The organism is Rhizobium sp. PvP014 (assembly GCF_017876855.1).
Lineage (GTDB): Bacteria > Pseudomonadota > Alphaproteobacteria > Rhizobiales > Rhizobiaceae > Neorhizobium > Neorhizobium soli.
Genome location: NZ_JAGIOT010000001.1, coordinates 392,921 through 409,091 on the forward strand (window position 1 = coordinate 392,921; position 16,171 = coordinate 409,091).

Here is a 16,171-nt window from a genome sequence, read left to right on the forward strand (position 1 = left end):
GGATGTGTTTACTTGCCACGAAATTCGATGTCTTCTTCCATTATCAGCTCGGTACATCGGTCCCGTACTTGTTCGGCGAACTCACGGACACCAACAGGGGCGGAGCCTATCGCCGCACTATAGAGGGCCTTCCAACTTTCAGCGGGGTATCTATCGACAGGCTTCCCAGTCAAACTTTCCAGCCGAATGATTACGTCCTCAACACCTCTAAGCCGGAAATCTGCAGAAAATCTCGCAATCAAGCCGTAGTTGTTCTCAAGAGCTTGAAATGTCCCACGCTCAAGAAGCTGCTTGATTGTCCTAAAACTCATCACCGCACGCTGCAGAGCTTCATGCCGATCCTCCAGATCGGCAAGGTCCGAAACAGCTGCGCACTGTCCGGCGAGCTCTGCACTCAGGTCGAAGGCCCTCCGTATAAGCCCATGCAGTGGTTGCTTTGCCAGTCGGGCATTCTCGCGATGGTGCGCATCTGCCGACGCAATCTGTCGCGACAAGAAAATGACGGTTACGGCCGCGGCGGGAACAGCCGCCCACCCTCCCAATGCAGCCGTCCACTCCCGAACGCACTGTTCGTCTTCAGCGCCGGTACAGAATTCTTGCCTCAGGAACATAAAGACGCCCAAAGCTGCGATAGAGAAGACAGCGACGGCAACAGCTGTGATCCAGCCCATCCAGTAGCCCATATCATCGTCGATTTTCATGGTTTGCTTCTCCAGGCCGATCTCGTTGACACGCTAGATCAGTCCGCGCTGAGTTTGCAAGGCGGTGGAGCATGACCGACCGCAGCAATCGCCGCGAGGTTCGCAATCCCGTCCTGTCTCTGCCTGCCGTAAAGCGCCTAGACGAGCTTTCGCCTGAAACACGCGCCATTGTTGCCGATATTCTTGGCGACTTGGTCATTGATGCCAGGACGAGAGCACAACAGTCCTGGGTGAAGAATAAGGGGCCCATGGCAGCGTACTGGAAGGCTGTAGGCGCTTACGCTCACCACTTCCGCCGCGTCGTCCGCAACCCATCACCCGAAACGAAAGAGCCGGGAATGAGCGAACGCTTGGAAGCCGCCATAGGCAAAAGCATAAAACTCGATATCGAGATGATGTCGCGTGAAATGCGGGATCGGTATCGCGTTGCTCTTGGTCAAAGCCCATCACCCGAGAACCAGGAGGCAGGCTCGCTACTGTTGAAGGAAGCAAGCCTGCCGACCACTTCTCGTCTCTCACAACTTGAAGCACGTACCTCATGGACTGCTTCGGACGAGCCGTCAACGACGCTCGCCAGAGATGATGAAGGTGAGGAAAGATGAGAGCGCAGCGCGTAGAGGTTCTGCCAATCTCACTTCCTCCTCGCGGTTTGGCACGTGAGCAGGCAGCCGCTTACATTGGGGTTTCTTCCAGCCTATTTGATGAAATGGTTGGTGATGGCAGAATGCCTAAGCCAAAGAGAGCGAACGCCCGTACGATATGGGACCGCGTGGCGCTTGACCGGGCATTTACGCGTCTGCCCGGTGGCGATCCTGACGACGCAGACGACTGGTCAGTGGAAGTGTGATGCCGAAGAAGTTCGCAAAGAAGTATGTGATTGAGGATCGCACGGATGGCGTGCTGCGCTTCTATTTCCGAAAGCGCGGCCAGAAGAAGATCCGGCTACCAGGCGTACCGGGCAGCGACGAGTTCAACGAGGCTTACTATACCGCTATGAACGGCACTATCGCCGAAGAGGCGAGGGGGCCAAAACTATCCACGAAGAACTCTCTTCGTTGGCTCTGCGAGCAATACTTCCAGTCGGCCGAATACAGGCGCTTGGACCAGAGAACCCGCCACGTCCGCAAACTGATCATCGAGCACATGTGGGCCGAACCACTGAAGAAGGACAGCAGCCGGCTATTCGAAGACATGCCGATCGCTGCCATCACGGCGAAAGCTGTCCGCGTTCTAAGGGACCGCAAGGCGGAGAAACCTCAGGCGGCGAACAGTCGGATTAAGGCGCTGCGTGCGATATTCGCATGGGCGTGCAAAAGCGACGTCGAACTGATGCTGACGAACCCTGCCAGGGACGTGTCCTTCTTCGCTCAACAGGGCGACGGTTATCATTCCTGGACCGAAGACGAGATTGCGAAGTTTGAGGAGAAGCACAAGATCGGGACGAAGCCTCGGCTCGCATTGGCGCTGATGCTTTACACCGGCCAGCGCCGTAGCGACATCATCCTGTTTGGGCGACAGCATGTCAGCAGCGGCAGTCTCAAATTCACGCAGTTCAAAGGCCGGAACAAGAAGCCGATCACGTTGGAGATCCCGGTACATCCGAAGCTGCAGAAGATCATTGATGCATCGCCGGTCGGCGATCTCACGTTCCTCGTGACTGAATTCAACAAGGGCTTCACCGCCGCAGGGTTCGGCAATTGGTTTCGCAAGCAGTGCAATGATGCGGGCCTTCCACATTGCAGCGCGCACGGACTGAGAAAATCTGCATCGGCGAGGCTAGCTGAGAGAGGCGCCACCGAAAAACAGATCATGTCGGTGACCGGTCATACCACCTCGAAAGAGGTCTCTCGATACACGAAGGCGGCAAATCAGAAGCTACTGGCGGAGAGCGCGATCAGCCTGTTCGACGACATCGATGAAAGGAGCAAAGGGGGAAAATAAGAACAAAAGTGTCCAGCTTTTTCAGGTAGTTTAAGTTTTCTGGACGTTTAGGACCAAATTTCACTGTAAAAACAATGGTCAAAAAAGTGCGTGGTGCCCCATGCCGGAATCGAACCAGCACTCCTTTCGGAACTCGATTTTGAGTCGAGCGCGTCTACCAGTTCCGCCAATGGGGCACGGAGGGTATGGTGAAGGCCTCTAACATGGCCTCGGCGGCGGATGCAAGAAGAACTATTCGGATCGCTGCAAACCGCGATGTCAGGCATTGCGTCCCGCAATCGCCAGGATCTTTTCGCGCAGCAGACGCGCCATGTTGCGGGTGTTGCGGTAGAGGTGAAGCTGTGTCGCCACCTGTCTCACGTCGCGGTCGCTGTTGCGGGCAAGGCCGATCACCAGCGTTCCCATTTCCTCGCGCTCTTCCCATAGCCTGCTCATGATCGGATGGTCGGGCACGGCGCAGCTGTCGGTGCGCAGGATGTTGGCATCATCAAGGTGCCAGTCGGTCAGCTTCATGACCAACAGCTTGCCGGGCGAATAGCGGCTGAGGCTCTCGTCATAGGCGGTCTTCCAGGTATAGGCCTCGCCGGCCATCAAGAAGATCACGATCGAGGCGATCGCGCGGCCGTCGAGATTGATCGTGTGGATGCGCACGGCGTCCACTTCGGCAAGATTGGTGATCGCTTCGCGAGCAAAGGCTGCGCGGTAACGGTCGTTGATCAGGGCCGAACGCTTGCGGCCTTTCCAGCCGGTCGATTCAAGCGCCAGGAATTCCTCCATCCGCTGGCGCACCTCTTCCGGCTGACGGGCGACGGCGTATTCAAGCCTTCCCAGCTGTCCGAGCTTTCGCCACTGGCGCTGCATCTCGCGGTAATGGTGCGGCGAGACGGAGGCCTTCATATAGGTTTCGCCGTCCTGAAGGCTTTCCAGCATCGGCCGGCGAAAGCTGTCGGTGACGGCAACGGGCAGGTCGCGGCCGATGGCAACGGCGCGCGCAAGCTGGGCAAAGCGGCCGCCTAAGCGCACATCGGGCAGAACGAGAACGGAGGGAAGTTTTGCTTCCCGGGCAGTCAGGGCCTCCAGGAGGTTGTCGATGGTTTCGGCCGCATCTTCGGAATCCACCAGTGGCGTACCGAGCGGACCGAACGGATTGGACCAGACGCGGATGATCGGAGCACCCATGGCAAAGCCTGGTTTCTCCACGGTAAACGGCATCAGAAGGCGAAGGCGGCTATGGCTTTCGCCTTCGTCACGGATAAGCGCCAGTCGCACCTGGCGGTCATCGATGCGCGGCATGGCGGGGGCAAGAAGCCGCGCCGAGAAGAAGATGTTGGGCTCCATCGCGCGGTGAGACAAAAATTCGAGTTCTTCCTGCAGATCGTAACCGAGACCTGCCGGATAGAGGCAAAATTCGCGGCCGGGCCGGCCGATTTCTACCCGTGTATCGGCATCCGGGCGGTCTGCACGAAGACGCGACGCGACGTTCGGCATTGTGACGTCGTCGTATTCCTTTTCGCTCCTGTTCGGGGGAAGAGCCATTGTGTCTATCGAACCTTGAACGAGGGTCTGGGCAGTGGATCGGAAAAAGCGAATAGCACGATTCCGAGCGTGCGGCGTACTGCTATGTGCAGCAACGTCGCCTCGATCATCATGGCGCCGGCGGTCGCCATCGCCGCACCGACCAGCCCATAATGTGGTATCAGCACGACATTGAGGACGATGCTGCCGGCAAGCGTTGCCGTATAGACTGCAACGCAGAGCTTTTGCCTGCCCGCCATGCTGAGCAGAACTTCTCCGGGGCCGACGAGCGACTTGGACAGAATGCCAGCAAACAGGATCACCATCAGGATATAGCCTGAAGTGAAAGCGTCGCCGAACAGCGACAGAAGCAGTTCACCCGCAGCAAGCGTGGTCAACCCGACGACGAGCGACGGCCAGAAGGTCCAGCGGACGGTCTGGCCCGCGAATGTGGCCAACGCCGTCATGTCGCCTTCCGCCATGATGGCGGCGAAACGGGGAGCCGCGGCCGCCTTGATGGAGAAGTAGACGAACTGCACGAGGACGATCGTTTTCGACGCCGCAAAATAGATCCCGACATCGTCCGGCGGCAGAAAGATGCCGACCACGACCACGTCCGCATTGGTCAGCAGGAAGCCGATGCCGTCGACCACAAATAGCGGGATCGAGTATCGGATCCATGAGCCAAGCCGGTAGCGCCGCGATGCATTGCCGTAGCTGCCTTTCAGCCGAAGAATGAGCTGGGTCAGATGCGCAAACGTTGTGGCGTATGTGGCGGCAAGCGCGGCCAGCATGGCGGTCTGCGCATCGCGCGGCGCATCGGACAGGACGGCTGCCGTCATGAAAGTGAGGATCAGGATGGGCCTGAGGATGTAGGTTGGCGCCAGCGCCGATATCGTCCAGCCATGGGTACGGGCAAGCCCGTCGAGAATGTCGCCGATGCCGATCAGCGGGATGATGAAAAGAGCGATCGCAACCGGCACGATGTAGTAGGGCTCGATGCTGCTGCCGAATGCCCAGAGGAAGGCGAAGCCGAGGCCGCCGATCACGGTCGAGGTGACGAGCGCGACAAGGCAGGCGGCAAGGCTCAAGCCGCGGATCTCGCCGTTTTCACCCTCTGCCGAATGCTGGTGGATGAAGCGGATGATCGAGGTGTGAAAGCCGAGGCAGGAGAGATTGCCGACGAGGATGACGATCACCCAGACGAAGGCGAACAACCCGTATTCGAACTCGCCCATCAGCCTGGCCATGACGATCTGGGACAGGAAGGCGATAGCGGCGCTGAAAATGCGGATCGCAAACGCGGTCATGGCCTGGCGTTGCGCCCGCGCCGTATCGCTGTTTTCGGTCACAGTGGCTCTGATCCTGCCCGTCAGCGGTGCGACTCTGGCACGCAAACCGGCCGGAAGCAGTCTTTCCGCTGTTTCGATCACCGCCATGATGGGCACGCAATACTCGTTACGCTACAGGAGCCATGCTCGCAAATCTGCCACAGCAGGGTTAAGAAACGGTTGGCTCAGCCGACCCGAACGTTAAGACGGCGACGATCCCGCAAACGAAAAACGCCGCCCGAAGGCGGCGTTCTATCGATAACACTGGTGTTGCCCGATCAGGCCTGTTCGAAGGCGCCGTGGCAGTGCTTGTATTTCTTGCCCGAACCACAGGGGCAAGCCTCGTTGCGGCCGACGCGCCCCCAGGTAGACTGGTCTTCGGGATGACGATCGGCAGGCGCTGCGATGAAGTCGCTGCCGTCTGCGCCCGACACCTGGTCTTCGCCGGTCGTCGGGTCGAAATGATGCTCCTCGAACACCGATGGCGGTACCGGCGGCTCGGGGTTCTGCACAAGCTCGACGCGCATCATCTGGGCGGTCACGGCTTCGCGCAGGTTCGCAAGCAGCGCCTGGAACAGCTCGAAGGCTTCCGCCTTGTATTCCTGCAACGGATCGCGCTGCGCATAGCCGCGGAACCCGATGACGGAGCGCAGGTGGTCGAGATTGACGATATGCTCGCGCCACAGGGCGTCCAGCGTCTGCAACACCACGGAGCGTTCGACGTAGTTCATCACGTCGGCACCAAACCGCTCTCGGCGATCCTTGACGGAAGCTTCAGCGGCGGCGGTGATCCGCTCGCGGATATCGGTTTCGCCGATACCCTCTTCGGTCGCCCAGTCTTCGATCGGAAGATCAAGGTTCAGCAGGCGATCAACGTCTTCGCGCAGTTCCTTGACGCTCCACTGTTCGGCATAGGCCCGCTCAGGGATGTGCTTAGCAACGAGAACCTCGATCACTTCGTTGCGCATGTCCTCGATGGTCTCGGATACGTCTTCCGAATCCATCATCTCGATACGCTGTTCGAAGATCACCTTGCGCTGATCGTTGGTGACGTCGTCGTATTTCAGAAGGTTCTTGCGGATGTCGAAGTTACGCGCCTCAACCTTTTTCTGGGCCCGCTCGAGCGCCTTGTTGATCCAGGGGTGGACGATCGCTTCGCCTTCCTTGAGACCAAGCTTTTGCAGCATCGAATCCATCCGGTCGGAACCGAAGATGCGCATCAGATCGTCCTGGAGCGACAGGTAGAATTTAGAGCGGCCCGGGTCACCCTGGCGGCCGGAGCGGCCACGCAGCTGGTTGTCGATGCGGCGGCTTTCGTGACGCTCGGTGGCGATTACGTAGAGGCCACCGGCTGCCAGAGCCTTGGCCTTGAGTTCTTTCACCTCGGCACGGACGGCAGCCTCCTTGGCAGCGCGTTCGCCCTCGTCCTCGATGCCTTCGAGCTCGCGCTCAAGGCGCATGTCGATATTGCCGCCGAGCTGAATGTCGGTACCGCGACCGGCCATGTTGGTGGCGATCGTGACGGCACCGGGCACGCCGGCCTGCGACACGATATAGGCTTCCTGCTCGTGGTAGCGGGCGTTCAGAACGTGGAATTTCTCAAAACCGGACTCGCGCAGCATGGTTGCCAGAAGTTCGGACTTTTCGATCGAGGTCGTACCGACCAGAACCGGCTGGTTGCGTTCGCTGGCGGCCTTGATCTCCACGATGATCGCTTTGAACTTTTCCTCAAACGTCCGGTAGACTTCGTCGTCCTCGTCGATACGCTGGATCGGCAGGTTGGTCGGAACCTCCACCACTTCCAGCTTGTAGATGTTGCCGAATTCTTCCGCTTCCGTCTGCGCCGTACCGGTCATGCCGGCAAGCTTGTCGTACATGCGGAAGTAATTCTGGAAGGTGATCGAGGAGAGCGTCTGGTTCTCCGGCTGGATCTGCACCTTTTCCTTGGCTTCCAGCGCCTGATGCTGACCTTCGGAATAGCGGCGGCCCGGCATCATGCGGCCGGTAAACTCGTCGATGATGACGATCTCGTCGTTGCGGACGATATAGTCCTTGTCGCGGGTGAAGAGCTTGTGGGCCTTCAGCGCGTTGTTGATGTGGTGGACGATCGCCACGTTCTCGACGTCGTAGAGCGATTCGCCCTTCAGCAGGCCGGCCTGACGCAGCAGGCCTTCGAGCTTTTCGGTTCCCTCTTCGGAAAAGTTGGCCGAGCGCTGCTTTTCGTCGATTTCGTAGTCTTCCGGAGACAGCAACGGAATGTAGGCGTCGATCGTGTTGTAAAGATCGGAACGGTCGTCCAGCGGGCCTGAGATGATCAGCGGGGTGCGGGCTTCGTCGACCAGGATCGAATCGACTTCATCGACGATCGCGAAGTTGTGGCCGCGCTGCACCATCTGGCCGCGCTCGTATTTCATGTTATCGCGAAGATAATCGAAGCCGAGCTCGTTGTTCGTCGCATAGGTGATGTCGCAGGCATAGGCCTCGCGGCGTTCGTCGTCCGACAGGCCGTGGACGATGACACCGGTCGAAAGGCCAAGGAACCCGTAGAGGCGGCTCATGATGCTGGCGTCGCGCTGTGCGAGATAATCGTTGACGGTCACCACATGCACGCCCTTGCCCGACAGTGCATTGAGGTAGACGGGCAGGGTTCCCACCAGCGTCTTGCCTTCGCCGGTCTTCATCTCGGCAATTGCGCCGTCGTGAAGGATCATGCCGCCGGTCAGCTGGACGTCGAAGGGTCGCATGCCGAGAACGCGGAGGGCCGCTTCGCGAAGCACCGCAAAGGCAGGGATCTGGATATCCTCCAGGGTCTTGCCGTCTGCCAGCATCTGGCGGAACTCCGCCGTCTTGTTGGCGAGCTGCTCATCGGTGAGCGCCTTGGTGGCTTCCTCGATTGCATTGATCTTCTCGAGCATCGGCTTGTAGCCCCGCACGCGGCGCTCGTTTGCAGATCCGAACAGTTTGCGGGCAATGCCGCCAAAGCTGACCATACGAATGGCCCTTTCTGATGTCAGTCCCTGATGTCACTCGTCGAGACCACGATTGAGCTTGTCGGACGGCGGCGCCTCTGACAATTCAACCCGTGGCGCCCGCAAAGCTTCTGGACGCGAAGTTGCGTGACAGATAAGAGGGGGTCCGAATTATGTCAACGGTGACGGCCGATACAGAATGGCCACAATCCGGTGTTTGTGAAGGTTTTCCGGCCGGTGCCAGACGTTCTGGATCCGGTTCACCAATCGAAAGGTAACTCGATGCTGCGCCACAAACTTCTCGTATCGGCTGCTCTTGCCGCTGCGATCTTCGTCCAGGCCCCGGCTTTCGCCGCTGACGATACGGTCGTCGCCAAGGTGGGCAGCCTGAACATCACTCAGGCCGAACTCGACGTCGCGGTCCAGAACCTCGACCCGCAGCTGGCCCAGCTTCCCGAAGAACAGAAGAAGGTTGCGGCCCTTTCCGGCGCAATCGACGTGAAGCTTCTGGCAAGCGGTGCTGCCGCCGAAGGCCTTGGTAACACCGAGGACTACAAGAAGCGCATGGCCTATATCGGCGATCGCGAGCTGCACAACGCCTACTTCCGCAAGCACGTGATCGATGCCACGACGCCCGAAGAAGTAAAGGCACGCTACGACAAGGAAATCGCGTCGATCCCGAAGCAGGAAGAGGTCAATGCTGCCCATATCCTGGTAAAGACCGAGGATGAAGCAAAGGCCGTGATTGCCGACCTCGACAAGGGTGGCGATTTCGCAGCCATTGCCAAGGAAAAGTCGCAGGATTCGAACAAGGACGAAGGTGGCGATCTCGGCTGGTTTGCCCAGGGCCGCATGGTTCCGGAATTCGAGCAGGCCGCGTTTGCCCTCGAAAAGGGCGCCTACACCAAGACCCCGGTCAAGACCCAGTTCGGTTTCCACGTCATCAAGCTTCTCGACAAGCGCGAAGCCGCTCCGCCGGCACTCGACCAGGTCGAGGACCAGGTCAAGCAGCTCGTGATGCGCGACAAGTATGTCGCCATTATCGAAAAGGCGAAGGCCGACCAGAAGATCGAGATCATGGATGAGGGCCTGAAGAAGGGCTACGAGGACGTGAGCAAGATGCAGGACGGTGCAGAAGCGCCGGCACCGGCACAGCAGTAAAATTCGCATCTGGGCCCGGTATATCCGGGCCCTTTCCTATTCAGCCAGGTTGTTCAGATGTCCTCTTCCGTCTCGCCGCTCGCCCCGAAGTCCTATCCCCAAATGCCGGCCCTGCGCGGCGTCCGCATGGCGACGGCCGCCGCCGGCATCAAATACAAGAACCGTACCGATGTGCTGTTGATGGTGTTCGACGCACCGGCAGCGGTGGCTGGCGTGTTCACCAAGTCGAAATGCCCGTCGGCCCCGGTGGATTTCTGCCGCGCGAACTTAGCCCATGGCACCGCGCGGGCCGTGGTGGTCAATTCCGGCAATGCCAACGCGTTTACCGGCGCCAAGGGCCGCCAGGCAACGGAACTTACCGCACAATCGGCAGCGGCTGCTGTCGGATGCAGCGAGAATGAAATTTACCTCGCATCGACAGGCGTCATCGGCGAACCGCTCGATGCCACGAAATTTGCAGGCGTGCTTGGCGATATGCACGGGTCGGCCACGGGCGATTTCTGGCAGGAGGCTGCCAAGGCGATCATGACCACGGATACCTATCCGAAGGTCGCGACCCGCACGGCCGAGATCGGCGGCGTCAGTGTGACGATCAACGGCATTGCCAAGGGTGCCGGCATGATCGCGCCTGATATGGCGACGATGCTGTCTTTTGTCGTCACCGACGCAGATATCTCGTCTTCGGTGCTGCAGTCCCTTCTGTCTGCAGGCGTCGAGCCAAGCTTCAATTCCATGACGGTCGATAGCGATACGTCGACATCCGATACGCTGATGCTGTTTGCGACGGGGGCTGCGGCTTCCGACGGCCAGACGCAGATCACCGATCCCGCCGATCCGGCGCTTGCCGCTTTCCGGGATGCGCTGAACGCGCTTCTGAAGGACCTGGCGATCCAGGTTGCCCGCGATGGCGAAGGCGCCACCAAGATGCTCGAGATCACCGTCACGGGCGCGGAAAGCGATGCCGCCGCCAAGACGATCGCACTGTCGATCGCCAATTCGCCGCTGGTCAAGACCGCAGCCGCTGGCGAAGACGCCAACTGGGGCCGGATCGTCATGGCCGTCGGCAAGGCCGGCGAAGCCGCGGACCGAGACAAGCTGGCGATCTGGTTCGGCGATGTCCGGGTTGCCGTCAATGGCGAACGCGATCCTGCCTATTCGGAAGAGGCCGCGTCCAACGTGATGAAGGGACAGGACATTCCGGTCAAGGTCGAACTCGGACTTGGCTCCGGCACCGCCACCGTCTGGACCTGCGACCTCACCAAGGAATACGTCGCCATCAACGGAGATTACCGGAGCTGATGACGGATATGACCGCATCTCCCGTTCAAGCCGATCTGCCCCTGGTTCGAAGGCTGGAAGCGGTCGGCTTCCGGGCTTGGCCCGCGGCGTCCGTGGTCTATGACGGCAGCTGGCAGGTTCGGCTGACGGGGAGCCATCCGTCGAAGCGTCTCAACTGCATCGTGCCGCTCGATCCGTCGGATTACCGGGACATGGACCTGCGGTTGTCGAAGGCCCGCAAGCGTTTTGCCGATTACGGACGATCGCTGGTGGTGCGCGAAACGCCGCTCGCACCGCCCCACCTGATCCGTCATCTGGAGGATGATGGCTGGCAGATGTTCGAGACCGCAGATGTGATGATCGGCGATCTCGCCCACCTTCCGCTGCCGCCGACGCTTGGTCATCTTCCCAGCCACGATATCGGCCGTTTCGTCGATGCCTGCATTGCAGTGGGGCAGGACGACGCAGCGCTGAAGCCGGCACTGGCGGAGATCCTCAGTTCCATCAAGCCGCAATCGGGCTTCTTCATCAAGGAAAGCCCACGTCACGGCGCCGTCGCCGTGGCGCTTTGCGTGCAGGACAACGATCTTGCGGGCGTCATGTCGTTTGCCGTGTCGCAAACGGTTCGGCGGCAGGGCATCGGCTCGGAAATACTTGCCTCGGCACTGCGCTGGGCCCGCGTCAGCGGCGCCCGTTCGGCATGGCTGCAGGTGGAGGCAGACAACGAACCGGCGATTGCCCTCTATCGCCAGTTCGGCTTTCGCAAGGTCTATGAATACCGCTACTGGCGCAAAGGGTGACCGATCTCATGTCGAGGAAAATTCTTCTCGTTGCAGCCTGCGCGCTGATCGATGCCGATGGCCGCATCCTGCTTGCGCAGCGCCCTGAGGGCAAGTCGCTGGCCGGGCTCTGGGAGTTTCCGGGGGGTAAGGTGGAGCCTGGCGAAACGCCCGAGGAGACGTTGATCCGTGAACTCGACGAGGAGCTCGGGATCCAGACGAAGGAAGCCTGCCTCGCGCCGCTGACATTTGCGAGCCACACTTATGAAACCTTCCATCTGTTGATGCCGCTCTATGTCTGTCGCCGTTTCGAGGGCATTCCGCACGGGCGCGAGGGGCAGGCGATCAAGTGGGTCAAGCCGAACGCGCTTCGGGACTATCCGATGCCGCCCGCCGACGAGCCTCTGATCCCGATCATTCAGGATCTTGTCTGATCGAGATCAGTCGAATTAGCGCAGTCGAATTCAGAGCCTGTTAACCTTTAATTCAGCCCATCGTGGCATCGTCAGGGGTATCAGTGACTGCGTTGACGAGGCTTTTCAGCGATGGAAGACGAATTCTGGAAAACTGTGCAGGCCCGCCAGCGGGCAAAGCACAGATCCGGTAGGACCGGCGCCCTCAATATTGCTCTGCTGTTTGGCACCGCTGCGGTTGCGCTTGCGCTGATCGTGACGCCGATGCTCGCCGGTCACGACGACCAGCAGCGGCTGGCAACGGTCAAGCAGGACTTCGACATGATCACCACCGGCTCGATCAAGCCGGTCGAGAAGGGCACGAAAACCTACACGATCCGCCGTAGCGTCCTTCAGGACACGCCGGGCTCCGTCTGCATCGTACAGGGCTACGGCGCAAACGATGGCTGCTAATTAACGATTAGTCGCTATAGTCGGGCGACAGATCAGCGGTTTACCGGATAAAGGGCAAGTCATGCGTCTCCTGCGTTCCTTCATGCGCGATGAATGTGGGGCGACGGCTGTCGAGTACGGCCTGATCATCGGAATCATATCGGCCGCCTTGCTCGCCGGTTTCGGCGCTTTTTCCTCGGCGCTCAGCAATATGTTCAGCTTCCTCGGCGGCAAGGTCGACAAGCCGATTACCTGAGCCTCCCCCGATCGTTACCCTGACCTATCAGTTTTCGTTCTGCGATCCGCGCAGCGCATCTTCCAGCCGCATCTTGGCCGATCCCGGCTTCAGGGGCTTTTGCTGGCTTTCATGCGGCGCCCATCCCGATGCGTAGATGATCGAAAACGTGGCCCGGATGCGCCCATCCGGATCCGAGTAGCGTTCGGCATAAAGCTCGGCGGCTTTCAGGAAAAATCTCTTTGTCAGCGGCTTGCGGCTGCGGCCAGCGAGCGCATTGGTCATGCCCATGCCGCGCAAGTCCCGCATCAATGCAAACAGGTTGTCGTAGCGCACCGTATAGGTTTCCGCATCGATCACCGGCAGGGCAAAACCCGTCCGCTGCAGTAGCCCGCCGACGTCGCGCACATCCGCAAACGGAATGACCCGCGGGCTAGCGCCCCCGGTCATTTCCACCTCGGCCGACAGAAGTACATCGCGCAGCTCGGCAAGCGTGCCGGATCCGGGAATGGCGGCAAGGAACAGCCCATCCGGTTTCAGCGCCCGGCGGATGCGGACCAGCGTGCCGGGAAGATCGTTGATCAAGTGAAGGGCGAGCGGTGAGACGATGAGATTGACCGTATCCGGCTCAAGCGGCACATCGTCGAGCGGTGCGACCGTGATGTCTTCGCCAGAGACGGCGAAGGTAGGATCGCTCTCGACCCGGACCATGTTGTCGATCTTGCCGGTTGCTTTCGCTTCGCGGGCTGCAGTGCCGGTACCGCCATGCAACTCGACACCCTGTTCGAACTGCCGTTCGACCACGGACAGCCGCTCGGCCAGTTCGCGTCCGGCTATATCCAGCAAAAACGCCGCGTTGTGGTCGCCAGCGGCAATCGCACGCCGGCGCCGTGCTTCGACCAGTTCGGCGTCAAAAATGATGTCCATGTTTTCCACTCAATTTCCGCGGGTCGCAAAGTCGCTCTCCGTCGATTAATGTCAAGCATGTCTTCGTCCCCCGCCTTGCGATCGCTGAGGAGCATGGTATCGGCCGCGTCCGTCTGGACACGCCGGATAGGCGACGTCGTCTACCCGCCAGCCTGTCCCGGATGCGGCGTGATCACCGGCAGCCATCGCGGTTTCTGTTCACAGTGCTGGAGCGGTCTGCGCTTCATCGAACGTCCCTACTGCGAGGTTCTAGGCCTTCCGTTCTCCTATGATCCTTCCGATCCCGCTTTGGATGAGCAATTGCTGATCTCGCCGGAAGCGATCGCCAATCCCCCGGTGTTCGACCGCCTGCGGGCTGTGGCAATCCACGAAGGTGCGGCACGCTCGCTCGTCCATGCGCTGAAATATAGGGATCGCACCGACCTCGCCGCAATGATGGCCGGGTGGATGCTGCGCGCGAGCGAGACCCATGTGGCCGATTGCGACGCTATTCTCCCGGTGCCGCTGCATCGCTCGCGCATGTTCTGGCGTCGGTTCAATCAGGCAGCCGAACTCGGGCGGCATCTCGCCGCTCAATCCGAAAAGCCCTTTCTTGCCGCAACATTGCTGCGCACGAAGAGCACTCAGCGCCAGGTGGGGCTGACGGCGCGGGGCCGCGAGGAGAACGTCCGCGCCGCGTTCAAGGTGGCCGCGGGTCGCGAACAGGACGTGTTCGGCAAGCATATCGTTCTTGTCGATGACGTGTTCACGACCGGCGCAACTGTGTCTTCCGCAACCCGGGCGCTGAAGCGGGCAGGGGCTGCCGAGGTGACGGTTTTGACCTTTGCAATGGCCATTGCCGGGCCTATATGACAGAGACGGCAATTGTGACGCGCTGCACAAAGTCCTGACAGTACGTGGAGAAAATCATGGCAGATGTGATCATTTACACCCGCGAATATTGCGGTTACTGCGCCCGCGCCAAGGCGCTGCTCGAATCCAAGGGCGTTGCCTTTACCGAGCATGACGCGACCTATTCCAAGGAACTGCGCGCCGAAATGGTGCAGAAGTCGAACGGCGGTTCGACATTCCCGCAGATCTTCATCGATGGTCGGCATGTCGGCGGTTGCGACGACCTGCATGCGCTCGACCGTGCCGGCAAGCTCGATCCGCTTCTGGCGGCCTGAGGAGATTTTTCGATGACCGCGGTCAAGGTTGCAGCGATCCAGATGTGTTCGGGCGTCGATCCCGTCAGGAATGCGGCCGACATGGCGCGTCTTGTCCGTGACGCTGCAGCCCATGGCGCGACCTATATTCAGACCCCCGAAATGACCGGCATGCTGCAGCGTGACCGCAAGGCAGCGCGCGAGGTGCTCCGGGGCGAGGCGGACGACGTGATTGTCTCGACGGGCCGGGATCTGGCGAGAGAGCTCGGCGTCTTCCTGCATATCGGCTCGACCGCCATTGCCCGCGACGACGGCAAGATCGCCAACCGCGCTTTCCTGTTTTCGCCGGACGGCGCAACCGTCTGCAGCTACGACAAGATCCACATGTTCGATGTCGATCTCGACAACGGTGAAAGCTGGCGCGAGAGTTCGGCCTATGAACCCGGCAACGAAGCGCGGGTCGCCGACCTCGGTTTCGGCCGGCTCGGTTTTGCGATCTGCTACGATGTGCGGTTTCCGCAGCTGTTCCGGGCCGAGGCCTTGGCCGGCGCCGAAATTCTCACGGTTCCGGCTGCCTTTACCCGCCAGACGGGCGAGGCGCATTGGGAAATCCTGCTTCGGGCCCGCGCCATCGAGAACGGCACGTTCCTAATCGCTGCGGCACAGGGCGGCACCCACGAAGATGGCCGCGAAACCTTCGGTCATTCGATGATCGTCGATCCCTGGGGCAAGGTTCTGGCGATGGCTGGCGGCACCGGCGAAGAGGTCCTGATCGCCGAGATCGATCTCGACCAGGTCCGGGCGGCACGCCAGAAGATCCCCAACCTCAAGAATGCCCGGGAGTTTTCCGTGGCGATCGTCCCCGGCCGCGGTGACAGGGAAGAGGCGGCGTGATCAAATATTCGCTCGGCTGCGAGAACGGACATGCGTTTGAAGGCTGGTTTGCCCAAAGCGCCGATTTCGACCGCCAGGTGGAAAGCGGCTTTTTAACCTGTCCGGTCTGCAATTCCACCGCGATCTCAAAATCCCTGATGGCGCCCTCCGTTTCGACAGCACGGAAGAAGGAAGCCAAGCAGGAGTTGGCGATGAATATGGCGCGCCATGAGGTGATGGCGAAGCTCAAGGAAGCCGTCGCCGGTATCCGCGCCAGTTCCGAAGATGTCGGCGAGAAATTTCCGGAAGAGGCGCGCAAGATCCATTACGGCGAGGCCGATGCGCGCGGGATTATCGGCAAGGCAAGTTTCGACGACGTGCGCGAGCTGATTGATGAGGGCATCGACATCGCCCCCTTGCCGACGCTCCCGGAAGACGGCAACTGACGCCGGTCTTCAAGTTCATTAGCGA

At 60.2% G+C, this 16,171-nt stretch carries 18 protein-coding genes and 1 tRNA gene; 13 read left to right on the forward strand and 6 right to left on the reverse strand.

Translation table 11 applies throughout. The features are described 5' to 3' along the window. Nucleotides 1-8: 8 nt before the first annotated feature. The gene (locus J3A65_RS01850) at nucleotides 9-701 is read right to left on the reverse strand and encodes a hypothetical protein (RefSeq protein WP_209898926.1); all 693 of its coding nucleotides are present in this window, start codon (nucleotides 699-701) and stop codon (nucleotides 9-11) included. A 71-nt stretch (nucleotides 702-772) separates the two neighbouring features. On the opposite strand from J3A65_RS01850, the gene J3A65_RS01855 reads away from it, so the two are divergent. Genes J3A65_RS01855 through J3A65_RS01860 form a run of 3 tightly spaced genes read left to right on the forward strand, consistent with a single transcriptional unit; the run spans nucleotide 773 to nucleotide 2,642 of the window. Continuing rightward, the gene (locus tag J3A65_RS01855) at nucleotides 773-1,303 is read left to right on the forward strand and encodes a hypothetical protein (protein ID WP_209898929.1); all 531 of its coding nucleotides are present in this window, start codon (nucleotides 773-775) and stop codon (nucleotides 1,301-1,303) included. Further along, nucleotides 1,300-1,548: a hypothetical protein gene (locus tag J3A65_RS23285; protein WP_113110265.1), complete on the forward strand. Its 249-nt coding sequence runs from the start codon at nucleotides 1,300-1,302 to the stop codon at nucleotides 1,546-1,548. The genes J3A65_RS01855 and J3A65_RS23285 overlap by 4 nt, the downstream gene beginning before the upstream one ends. Next, entirely contained in the window at nucleotides 1,548-2,642 is a 1,095-nt protein-coding gene (locus J3A65_RS01860; protein ID WP_209898932.1) for a tyrosine-type recombinase/integrase, read from the forward strand. The genes J3A65_RS23285 and J3A65_RS01860 overlap by 1 nt, the downstream gene beginning before the upstream one ends. 91 nt (nucleotides 2,643-2,733) lie before the next feature. Here the strand turns inward: J3A65_RS01860 and J3A65_RS01865 are convergent. The 4 genes from J3A65_RS01865 to secA all read right to left on the reverse strand — a co-directional run bounded on the left by J3A65_RS01865 (nucleotide 2,734) and on the right by secA (nucleotide 8,478). Next, nucleotides 2,734-2,818 (reverse strand) — tRNA-Leu (locus tag J3A65_RS01865). A gap of 82 nt (nucleotides 2,819-2,900) precedes the next feature. After that, nucleotides 2,901-4,130: a GNAT family N-acetyltransferase gene (locus J3A65_RS01870; RefSeq protein ID WP_245341453.1), complete on the reverse strand. Its 1,230-nt coding sequence runs from the start codon at nucleotides 4,128-4,130 to the stop codon at nucleotides 2,901-2,903. A gap of 53 nt (nucleotides 4,131-4,183) precedes the next feature. Continuing rightward, nucleotides 4,184-5,596, reverse strand: a complete 1,413-nt coding sequence (locus tag J3A65_RS01875; protein ID WP_209899909.1) for a lipopolysaccharide biosynthesis protein — start codon at nucleotides 5,594-5,596, stop codon at nucleotides 4,184-4,186. 170 nt (nucleotides 5,597-5,766) lie between these two features. Continuing rightward, nucleotides 5,767-8,478, reverse strand: a complete 2,712-nt coding sequence (gene secA / locus J3A65_RS01880) for a preprotein translocase subunit SecA (RefSeq protein WP_209898938.1) — start codon at nucleotides 8,476-8,478, stop codon at nucleotides 5,767-5,769. Between the two features lie 261 nt (nucleotides 8,479-8,739). Between secA and J3A65_RS01885 the strand changes: the two genes are divergently transcribed. The 6 genes from J3A65_RS01885 (at nucleotide 8,740) to J3A65_RS01910 (ending at nucleotide 12,776) form a co-directional block, all read left to right on the forward strand. Beyond that, nucleotides 8,740-9,618, forward strand: a complete 879-nt coding sequence (locus J3A65_RS01885) for a peptidylprolyl isomerase (protein WP_209898942.1) — start codon at nucleotides 8,740-8,742, stop codon at nucleotides 9,616-9,618. Between the two features lie 57 nt (nucleotides 9,619-9,675). Further along, on the forward strand, nucleotides 9,676-10,917 hold the full coding sequence (argJ, locus tag J3A65_RS01890; protein ID WP_209898945.1) for a bifunctional glutamate N-acetyltransferase/amino-acid acetyltransferase ArgJ: 1,242 nt from the start codon (nucleotides 9,676-9,678) through the stop codon (nucleotides 10,915-10,917). Between the two features lie 8 nt (nucleotides 10,918-10,925). Further along, nucleotides 10,926-11,696 carry a GNAT family N-acetyltransferase gene (locus tag J3A65_RS01895; protein WP_062454968.1) on the forward strand — a complete coding sequence of 257 codons (771 nt, stop codon included), beginning with the start codon at nucleotides 10,926-10,928 and terminating at the stop codon, nucleotides 11,694-11,696. Between the two features lie 8 nt (nucleotides 11,697-11,704). Then, nucleotides 11,705-12,109 (forward strand): 8-oxo-dGTP diphosphatase MutT, encoded by a 405-nt coding sequence (gene mutT, locus J3A65_RS01900; RefSeq protein ID WP_062577544.1) that lies wholly within the window; start codon nucleotides 11,705-11,707, stop codon nucleotides 12,107-12,109. 111 nt (nucleotides 12,110-12,220) lie between these two features. Continuing rightward, entirely contained in the window at nucleotides 12,221-12,541 is a 321-nt protein-coding gene (locus tag J3A65_RS01905; protein ID WP_062454284.1) for a hypothetical protein, read from the forward strand. Nucleotides 12,542-12,602: 61 nt separating this feature from the next. Further along, nucleotides 12,603-12,776 carry a Flp family type IVb pilin gene (locus J3A65_RS01910; protein ID WP_209898948.1) on the forward strand — a complete coding sequence of 58 codons (174 nt, stop codon included), beginning with the start codon at nucleotides 12,603-12,605 and terminating at the stop codon, nucleotides 12,774-12,776. Between the two features lie 27 nt (nucleotides 12,777-12,803). Here the strand turns inward: J3A65_RS01910 and J3A65_RS01915 are convergent, their stop codons facing one another. Next, nucleotides 12,804-13,682, reverse strand: coding sequence for a methyltransferase domain-containing protein (locus J3A65_RS01915; protein ID WP_209898951.1), 879 nt, complete (start codon nucleotides 13,680-13,682; stop codon nucleotides 12,804-12,806). A 93-nt stretch (nucleotides 13,683-13,775) separates the two neighbouring features. On the opposite strand from J3A65_RS01915, the gene J3A65_RS01920 reads away from it, so the two are divergent. From J3A65_RS01920 to J3A65_RS01935, 4 genes are read left to right on the forward strand one after another with little or no spacing between them, the layout of a single operon-like run. Beyond that, nucleotides 13,776-14,534, forward strand: a complete 759-nt coding sequence (locus J3A65_RS01920; RefSeq protein ID WP_245341410.1) for a ComF family protein — start codon at nucleotides 13,776-13,778, stop codon at nucleotides 14,532-14,534. Nucleotides 14,535-14,590: 56 nt separating this feature from the next. After that, on the forward strand, nucleotides 14,591-14,848 hold the full coding sequence (grxC, locus tag J3A65_RS01925; RefSeq protein ID WP_062454280.1) for a glutaredoxin 3: 258 nt from the start codon (nucleotides 14,591-14,593) through the stop codon (nucleotides 14,846-14,848). Between the two features lie 12 nt (nucleotides 14,849-14,860). After that, on the forward strand, nucleotides 14,861-15,721 hold the full coding sequence (locus J3A65_RS01930) for a carbon-nitrogen hydrolase family protein (protein WP_209898958.1): 861 nt from the start codon (nucleotides 14,861-14,863) through the stop codon (nucleotides 15,719-15,721). After that, a complete protein-coding gene (locus J3A65_RS01935; RefSeq protein WP_062454278.1) occupies nucleotides 15,718-16,146 on the forward strand; it encodes a DUF1178 family protein in 429 nt (142 codons plus the stop codon). The genes J3A65_RS01930 and J3A65_RS01935 overlap by 4 nt, the downstream gene beginning before the upstream one ends. Nucleotides 16,147-16,171: the final 25 nt, after the last annotated feature.

Coding starts and splice junctions, on each gene's coding strand:
- J3A65_RS01870 (WP_245341453.1), bottom strand. CDS start 4,130: ATGCCGAACGTCGCGTCGCGTCTTCGTGCAGACCGCCCGGATGCCGAT.
- J3A65_RS01895 (WP_062454968.1), top strand. CDS start 10,926: ATGACCGCATCTCCCGTTCAAGCCGATCTGCCCCTGGTTCGAAGGCTG.
- J3A65_RS01855 (WP_209898929.1), top strand. CDS start 773: ATGACCGACCGCAGCAATCGCCGCGAGGTTCGCAATCCCGTCCTGTCT.
- J3A65_RS01850 (WP_209898926.1), bottom strand. CDS start 701: ATGAAAATCGACGATGATATGGGCTACTGGATGGGCTGGATCACAGCT.
- argJ (WP_209898945.1), top strand. CDS start 9,676: ATGTCCTCTTCCGTCTCGCCGCTCGCCCCGAAGTCCTATCCCCAAATG.
- J3A65_RS01905 (WP_062454284.1), top strand. CDS start 12,221: ATGGAAGACGAATTCTGGAAAACTGTGCAGGCCCGCCAGCGGGCAAAG.
- mutT (WP_062577544.1), top strand. CDS start 11,705: ATGTCGAGGAAAATTCTTCTCGTTGCAGCCTGCGCGCTGATCGATGCC.
- J3A65_RS23285 (WP_113110265.1), top strand. CDS start 1,300: ATGAGAGCGCAGCGCGTAGAGGTTCTGCCAATCTCACTTCCTCCTCGC.
- grxC (WP_062454280.1), top strand. CDS start 14,591: ATGGCAGATGTGATCATTTACACCCGCGAATATTGCGGTTACTGCGCC.
- secA (WP_209898938.1), bottom strand. CDS start 8,478: ATGGTCAGCTTTGGCGGCATTGCCCGCAAACTGTTCGGATCTGCAAAC.
- J3A65_RS01910 (WP_209898948.1), top strand. CDS start 12,603: ATGCGTCTCCTGCGTTCCTTCATGCGCGATGAATGTGGGGCGACGGCT.
- J3A65_RS01920 (WP_245341410.1), top strand. CDS start 13,776: ATGGTATCGGCCGCGTCCGTCTGGACACGCCGGATAGGCGACGTCGTC.
- J3A65_RS01930 (WP_209898958.1), top strand. CDS start 14,861: ATGACCGCGGTCAAGGTTGCAGCGATCCAGATGTGTTCGGGCGTCGAT.
- J3A65_RS01915 (WP_209898951.1), bottom strand. CDS start 13,682: ATGGACATCATTTTTGACGCCGAACTGGTCGAAGCACGGCGCCGGCGT.
- J3A65_RS01885 (WP_209898942.1), top strand. CDS start 8,740: ATGCTGCGCCACAAACTTCTCGTATCGGCTGCTCTTGCCGCTGCGATC.
- J3A65_RS01860 (WP_209898932.1), top strand. CDS start 1,548: ATGCCGAAGAAGTTCGCAAAGAAGTATGTGATTGAGGATCGCACGGAT.
- J3A65_RS01875 (WP_209899909.1), bottom strand. CDS start 5,596: ATGGCGGTGATCGAAACAGCGGAAAGACTGCTTCCGGCCGGTTTGCGT.